1 protein-coding gene is annotated in these 409 nt (G+C 34.7%); it reads right to left on the bottom strand.

Going from position 1 to position 409, the window contains the following annotated elements; genetic code table 11:
• Positions 1 to 195: 195 nt before the first annotated feature.
• A partial coding sequence (locus HMPREF0693_RS18225; RefSeq protein ID WP_004247165.1) for a carboxymuconolactone decarboxylase family protein occupies positions 196 to 409 on the bottom strand: 214 nt, incomplete at its 5' end.

The following is a 409-nucleotide window of genomic DNA, read 5'->3' as shown; positions in this document are numbered from 1 at the left end:
TCTTATTGATTAAATTCTTCGTTAATTTAGTTGAGTTTTACTTTAAGAGAGTTAGGTATGGAGCATTTACTTTGAAGAAGGAAATGAAAATCTCAATGTGTAATGATAAGTCTCTTAAATAATAGACCCCAATTATTTTTGGGGTCATATATTGAGATTATTGAATTAATATCCCTGATATTGATTTATTACGAATTAATTTTCAGGTGCAATAGCATCCAATACTCGAGCAGAATAAACCATCGCAGCACCAGTATTTAATGCAACAGCAACACCGAGTGCTTCTGCAATTTCTTCATGACTAGCACCCAACTTTAAAGCGGTGTCAGCATGTACGGCGATACAACCATCACAGCGTGTTGTGACTGCAACTGCTAATGCGATTAATTCTCTTGTTTTTGCATCTAAA

Source organism: Proteus mirabilis ATCC 29906, assembly GCF_000160755.1.
GTDB lineage: Bacteria > Pseudomonadota > Gammaproteobacteria > Enterobacterales > Enterobacteriaceae > Proteus > Proteus mirabilis.
Note: the sequence above shows the minus strand (reverse complement) of the source record. Positions and strands in the feature narration are given on the sequence as shown.